Origin of the sequence: Lysobacter enzymogenes (assembly GCF_017168095.1) — a bacterium.
Taxonomy (GTDB): Bacteria; Pseudomonadota; Gammaproteobacteria; order Xanthomonadales; family Xanthomonadaceae; genus Lysobacter; species Lysobacter enzymogenes_D.
This window is the reverse complement of the sequence record NZ_LXSD01000612.1, coordinates 1-6,237: the sequence shown is the minus strand read 5'-3', so window position 1 is coordinate 6,237 and position 6,237 is coordinate 1. Positions and strand designations below refer to the sequence as shown.

The following is a 6,237-nucleotide window of genomic DNA, read 5'->3' as shown; positions in this document are numbered from 1 at the left end:
GCGCCGCCGACGCGGCCGACAGCGACGCGCGCGCACTGGCCGAGCGCGAGCGCCTGCGCGAACAACTGCCGCCGGCCTTGCGCGCCGGCTACGACCCGGCCCGCGCTCAGGCCGACGCCCGACCCGCCGGCGCCGCCGCGACCGCGCCATGAGCGACCCGTCCGAACTGCGCGCGCTCTACCGCGACCTGCTGCAGCGCCTGCAACGCAACGAACGCGAGTTCCGCCGCCTCGGCCGCGCGGTCTGGCGGGTGCAGGAAGACGAACGCCGCCGCATCGCCCGCGACCTGCACGACGGCGTCGGCCAGAACCTGACCGCGCTCAAGCTGCGCCTGCACGAACTGCAGTCCGCGCTCGATCCGTCCCAGGCCGCGCTGCACGACGGCCTCGCCCAGGCCTTGGCGCTGTGCGGCGATACCCTGGAAGACACGCGCGAACTCTCGCGCCTGCTGCGCCCGCCGATCCTCGACGACCTCGGCCTGGCCTCGGCCCTGCGCTGGCTCGCGCGCAGCCACGACGGGCGCGGCGGCGCGCGGGTCGACCTGGAGCTGGGCGAGCTGCCCGACCTCGACGGCGAACTGCAGACCCTGCTGTTCCGCACCGCCCAGGAAGCGCTGGCCAACGCCTCGCGCCACGCCCAGGCGCGGCGGATCCGGCTGAGCCTGCAGCGCAGCGGCGAGGAACTGCACTTGCAGGTGCGCGACGACGGCCGCGGCTGCGACCCGGCCGCGGCGATGGCCAGCGGCGGCAACGGCCTGAGCGGCATGCGCGAACGCCTGCGCCTGTACGGCGGCCGCCTGGACCTGGCCAGCGCGCCGGGCGCGGGCCTGCGCCTGAGCGCGCGGGTGCCGCTGGATTACGCCTGAGCGCGGCTTGACGCCCCGCGCCGCGCCCGCGCACCCTGCGGCCATGTCCGAGCCCAACGTGCGCGTGCTCATCGCCGACGATCACACCATGGTGCGCGAGAGCCTCGCCGGCCTGCTGCGCGGCGCCGGCGTCGACGTCGTGGCGCAGGCCGCCGACGGCGAGGAAACCTTGCAACGCACGCAGGAACTGCGCCCGGACGTGGTCGTCACCGACCTGTCGATGCCCGGCCTCAACGGCCTGGAAGTGATCCGCCGCCTGCGCGAACAAGCGCCCGCCGCGCGCGTGCTGGTGCTGACCATGCACCAGGAAGACGAGTACATCCTGCAGGCGGTGCGCGCCGGCGCCAGCGGCTATGTGGTCAAGGACAGCCCCGCCGCGGAACTGCTCGCGGCGGTGCGCGAGGTCCACGCCGGCCGCGGTTATTTCGGCCCGCAGGCGGCGCGCGCGCTGGCCGAGCAACTGCGCCATCCCGAGCGCGACCTCGGCGATCCCTACGGCCGCCTGACCGCGCGCGAGCGCGAGGTGTTCCACCTGATCGCCGACGGCCTGACCACCAAGGAAATCGCCCGGCGCCTGACGATCAGCGTCAAGACCGCGGAAAACCACCGCGCGCGGGTGCTGGACAAGCTGGATGTGCGCAACAGCGCGGAGTTGGTGCGGTATGCCTCGCGCAAGGGGTTGGTGGATTGAGGCGCCGGTCGTTGCGGGATGCGCGGCTGCGCTGCGGCGTTCGTCGCGATTGAGGTGTCGCGGTCGCGGCTCGCGCCGCTCCTACAGTCGGATACGGACCGGCCGCCGCCCCTGTAGGAGCGGCGCAAGCCGCGACCGCGCCAACCCGGCTACGACGAACCCGGCTGACCCGCCGATGCAGCAACGACCGCTATTGCCCCTGGCCCGCGCCCCCCACCGCCCCCCCTAAACCGCCAACCCGGCCCCCTGACCGCCCCACCATTCGCCGTAGTATCCTCAAGATCCCAACAAGCGTTTTAACGGAGCGGCGGCATGAAGGCAGGGGTCTGGGTGCGGGTGTTCGCTGCGGCGCTGGTGCTGGCCGCGCTGGCGGCGTGCAAGTCCGGTCCGGTGCGGCGCGTGTCCGAGCCGGCCGCGCGCATCCAGCAGCTCACGGTCAAGGCCGACGGCAGTTGGTCGGTGGACCTGCGCCTGGAGAACTTCAGCAGCATCCCGATGCAGTTCGACCGCATCGACCTGCAGCTCAAGCTCGGCGACGACGCCGCCGGCCAGTTGCAGGCCCAGCCGGCGATCTCGATCGGCCCGGAATCGGCCGACGTGGTCACCCTCGCGCTCAAGCCCGCCGGCGCCGCCAAGATCGCCATCGCCGACGCGCTGGCCGGCGGCCGCAGCGTCAACTACAGCCTCAAGGGCGACCTCGTCGCGACCCCGAGCGAGGCCAAGCAGCGCACCTTCCAGGTCGAGCGCAGCAGCGCGCTGAGCCCGGCGCCGGGGTTGCCTGGGGTGATGCGCTGAGCCGGGGATGAAGCAAGCGGGATCAGGAGCGCGGTTGGGGAACCGGGGCGGACCGCGGGTCGGCCTCTGCGTTCCGATCTCGCACCCTTCGGTTCCCTAGCCCCGCTGTCGCCTCGGCCGCTCCTTTTCTCCCGCCTTAAAACCACCACGAGATTCCCCAGCCCATGAGCACCTACAAAGCCCCCCTCACCGACATGCGTTTCGTCCTGTTCGACGTGCTCGGCGCCGAAGCGCAGTTCCAGCGCCTGGGCTATGCCGACGCCACCCGCGACACGCTCGATGCGGTGCTGGAGGAAGGCGCGCGCTTCAACGAAACCGTGCTCGCCCCGCTCAACGCGGTGGGCGACCAGATCGGCTGCAAGCACGACAAGGCCACCGGCGCGGTGACCACGCCGCCGGGCTTCAAGCAGGCCTACGACCAGTTCGTCGACGGCGGCTGGTCCGGCCTCACCGCGGAAACCCGGTTCGGCGGCCAGGGCCTGCCGCACGCGGCCGGCGTGCCGCTCAAGGAAATGATCGACGCCGCCAACCTGGCCTGGGGCAACTTCCCGCTGCTCTCGCACGGCGCCACCGAGGCCTTGCTGCATCACGGCGAGCAATGGCAGCAGGAAGTGTTCCTCAAGCCGCTGGTGGAAGGCCGCTGGACCGGCACCATGTGCCTCACCGAACCGCATTGCGGCACCGACCTGGGCCTGCTCAAGACCAAAGCCGAGCCGCAAGCCGACGGTTCGTACGCGATCAGCGGCACCAAGATCTTCATCACCGCCGGCGAGCACGACCTCACCGACAACATCATCCATCTGGTGCTCGCGCGCCTGCCGGACGCGCCGGCCGGCAGCAAGGGCATTTCGTTGTTCATCGTGCCGAAGGTGAAGGTCGCGCGCGACGGCAGCGTCGGCGAAGCCAACGCGGTGCGCTGCGGCAGCCTCGAGCACAAGATGGGCATCCACGGCTCGGCCACCTGCGTGATGAACTTCGACGGCGCCCAGGGCTATCTGATCGGGCAGCCGAACAAGGGCCTGATGGCGATGTTTACGATGATGAATACCGCCCGCCTCGCGGTCGGCCTGCAAGGCCTGGGCCTGAGCGACCGCGCGCTGCAGAACGCGCTGCGCTACTCGCGCGACCGCTTGCAGATGCGCGCGCTGTCGGGCCCGAAGTTCCCCGAGCTGCCGGCCGACCCGATCATCGTCCACCCCGACGTGCGGCGCATGCTGCTGACCTGCAAGGCGCTGGTCGAAGGCGGCCGCGCGATGGGCTACGACGCCGCGCTGCTGGTCGACATCGCCCACGCCGCGCCGGACGAGAAGGAACGCGCCGAAGCCGATGCGCTGATCGGTTTCATGACCCCGATCGTCAAGGCCTGCCTCACCGAGTGGGGCGTGGAGTGCACCTACCACGCGCTGCAGTGCTTCGGCGGCCACGGCTACATCGCCGAGCACGGCATGGAGCAGCTCGCCCGCGACGCGCGCATCACCACCTTGTACGAAGGCACCACCGGCATCCAGGCGCTGGACCTGCTCGGCCGCAAGGTCATGCAGCTGCAGGGCGCCGGGCTGCAGGCGATGCTGGCCAAGATCGAAGCCTTCTGCGCGCAGAACGAAAGCAACGAAGCGGTCAGCGAATTCGTCGCGCCGCTGCGCAAGGCCGCGGGCGAATGGCTGCAGCTGACCATGTCGGTCGGCAAGCGCGCGGCGGCCAACGCCGATGAAGTCGGCGCGGCGTCGTACGACTACCTGTTCTATTCGGGCTATGTGTGCCTGGCCTATTGGTGGGCGCGCAGCGTCGCCGCGGCCGAGGCCTCGGGCCAGAGCCAGGCGTTCAAGGACGGCAAGCGCGAGACCGCGCGCTTCTACTTCGCCCGCCTGCTGCCGCGCACCCAGGCGCACAAGGCGGCGATCGACAGCGGCACCGCGCCGCTGATGGCGCTGGCGGCGGAAGGCTTCGACGCGTGATCCGCCGCGGCGAGCCTGCGCAGCCGGCCGTATCGCGGCTTCGCAGCCTCGCCGCCGCCGCCGCGGCGTTGGTCGTCGCCGCCTGTTCGGCGCAGCCGCCGCCGACCGAATTCCCCGGCCGCATCGCCATTCCGGCCGGCGCGACCGACCTGCGCGAGCACGTCGACGACCAATTGCGCACGATGACCGCGTACTACCGGTTCGACCTGCCGCCGCAACAACTGCCGGCGCTGGCGGCGGCGCTGCATTGCGAGCTCGGCGAAGTCGAGGACGGCGCGCGCGCGGCGCAGCGCGGCGATCCGTCCTGGTTCGCGCCGCGTCCGCAACAGGCCCATCGCCGCTGCGAGAGCCAGATCGAGCACTGGATGTACGAGCTCGAAGTCGACGTGTCGCGCCCCGACCGTTACACCGTCTACCTCAGCGCCTCCAGCTGATCGGCCGGGCCGGTCGCGGCCGGCGCGAACCGTCCCGGCGCGCCCGGACCGCGCGCCGGCCGGACCGCTCGCGCACCGACCGCCGGCGCACCGCGTCTACACAAAATGTAACCGACAGGGTATAAGCTCATTCTCCGATGGAGACCGATAGAGCGAAGATCCGCCTGGTCCGCACCGGAACCCACGCTGAAATGCTTCAGCGTGAGCCGGAACCCTCCGGTGTCGGCGATGCCTATTCGCCCTGGACCGGGCCGCGCGCAGTGCCGCGCAATCCCCTGGAACGACTGAATTCGGTGCGGCTGCTGTCGCTCGATGCGCACGGGCGCGTGCTCGACTGGATGAACTGGCAGGACGCCGCCTGCCTCTACGCGCGCGGCGCCGTCGCCTGGACCCTGGGCGAACCCTGCCTGCAGGTGCACGGCGGCATCAACCGCTTCACCGGCGAGCGCAGCGTGCTGGAGCTGCACCCGATCGTCGCCGCGCGCGGCCACGCGCGCCCCGGCGCGCTCGACCCGACCCCGGCGCTGACCAACGCCGCGCTGTTCGCGCGCGACGGCCACCTGTGCATGTACTGCGGTCACGACTTCCACCGCCCGCACCTGACCCGCGACCACGTCGTGCCGGTGTCCAAGGGCGGCCGCGACATCTGGGAGAACGTGGTCGCCGCCTGCTTCGCCTGCAATTCGCGCAAGGGCAACCGCACCCCGCAGCAGGCCGGCATGCCGCTGCTGGCGGTGCCGTACCGGCCGAGCTGGGTCGAGCACCTGATCCTGTCGAACAGGAACATCCTGGCCGACCAGATGGCGTTCCTGAAGAACCAGCTGCCGAAGAACGCGCGCGTGCGCGGCTAGAAGCCGTGAACGCGGTCGCAGTATCGCGGCCGCCGCCCCCGCCGAGGTGCCGGTGTGCGCGCATAAGCGACGCAAAGCGCTCGTTGACGACATTACGGTCGTCCCGGACACTCGTCGCCATCGACTTACGGACACATTCGCGATGCCTTTGACCCTCGGTCTGACCGGTATGGACCCGGCGACGGAGTCTGCCCTGCAGACCGCTTTCAAGGTGGCCAACGCCCGTCTCGGCGGCCGTTGGACCCTGGTCCCGGAACCGCAGGCCGATTTCGTCGTAGTCGACATGGACAGCATGTACGGACCGATGAGCTGGCTGCGCCTGCACGCTGCGGGCAAGTCGGTGATCGCGCTGACCGCGGCCCAGCGCACCCAGGCCGACTTCCTGCTCGGACACCCTTTCAGCGCCGACTCGATCGCCGCCCTGCTCGGCGAGATCGCCGGCCAGAACGGCGAGCCGGTGAGCGTGGCCGAAGCGCCTGCGGCGCCGAAGCCGGTCGAGATTCCGCAGCAGCCGCGCACCGACCCGACCGCGGCGCTGCCGGACGTGGTGGTGGAATTGCTGCAGACCGACCTGGCCCAGGCCAAGGCGGCCGCACCGGCGCCGGCCCCCGCTGCGGCCGCGCCTGCGCCGGCCGCGCCCGCTGCG

At 71.4% G+C, this 6,237-nt stretch carries 6 protein-coding genes and 1 pseudogene; all 7 read left to right on the top strand.

Annotated elements, in window-relative coordinates; genetic code table 11:
• The first annotated feature begins 148 nt into the window (after window positions 1–148).
• A complete protein-coding gene (locus A7A76_RS23620) occupies window positions 149–865 on the top strand; it encodes a sensor histidine kinase (protein ID WP_206413604.1) in 717 nt (238 codons plus the stop codon).
• A 43-nt stretch (window positions 866–908) separates the two neighbouring features.
• The gene (locus A7A76_RS23615) at window positions 909–1,556 is read left to right on the top strand and encodes a response regulator (protein ID WP_206413603.1); all 648 of its coding nucleotides are present in this window, start codon (window positions 909–911) and stop codon (window positions 1,554–1,556) included.
• Window positions 1,557–1,868: 312 nt separating this feature from the next.
• The gene (locus A7A76_RS23610; protein ID WP_206413602.1) at window positions 1,869–2,351 is read left to right on the top strand and encodes an LEA type 2 family protein; all 483 of its coding nucleotides are present in this window, start codon (window positions 1,869–1,871) and stop codon (window positions 2,349–2,351) included.
• A gap of 164 nt (window positions 2,352–2,515) precedes the next feature.
• Window positions 2,516–4,306 carry an acyl-CoA dehydrogenase C-terminal domain-containing protein gene (locus A7A76_RS23605; RefSeq protein ID WP_206413601.1) on the top strand — a complete coding sequence of 597 codons (1,791 nt, stop codon included), beginning with the start codon at window positions 2,516–2,518 and terminating at the stop codon, window positions 4,304–4,306.
• A complete protein-coding gene (locus tag A7A76_RS23600; RefSeq protein WP_206413600.1) occupies window positions 4,303–4,740 on the top strand; it encodes a hypothetical protein in 438 nt (145 codons plus the stop codon). Before A7A76_RS23605 ends, A7A76_RS23600 begins: the two co-directional genes overlap by 4 nt.
• 191 nt (window positions 4,741–4,931) lie before the next feature.
• Window positions 4,932–5,591, top strand: coding sequence for an HNH endonuclease (locus A7A76_RS23595; protein WP_428995228.1), 660 nt, complete (start codon window positions 4,932–4,934; stop codon window positions 5,589–5,591).
• Between the two features lie 142 nt (window positions 5,592–5,733).
• Window positions 5,734–6,237 (top strand): annotated as a pseudogene (locus tag A7A76_RS23590) (hypothetical protein); the annotation flags it as partial.

What these genes read in the sequence shown, in the direction of transcription:
- A7A76_RS23620 (WP_206413604.1), top strand. Translation starts at nt 149, where the DNA reads ATGAGCGACCCGTCCGAACTGCGCGCGCTCTACCGCGACCTGCTGCAG.
- A7A76_RS23615 (WP_206413603.1), top strand. Translation starts at nt 909, where the DNA reads ATGTCCGAGCCCAACGTGCGCGTGCTCATCGCCGACGATCACACCATG.
- A7A76_RS23605 (WP_206413601.1), top strand. Translation starts at nt 2,516, where the DNA reads ATGAGCACCTACAAAGCCCCCCTCACCGACATGCGTTTCGTCCTGTTC.
- A7A76_RS23610 (WP_206413602.1), top strand. Translation starts at nt 1,869, where the DNA reads ATGAAGGCAGGGGTCTGGGTGCGGGTGTTCGCTGCGGCGCTGGTGCTG.
- A7A76_RS23595 (WP_428995228.1), top strand. Translation starts at nt 4,932, where the DNA reads ATGCTTCAGCGTGAGCCGGAACCCTCCGGTGTCGGCGATGCCTATTCG.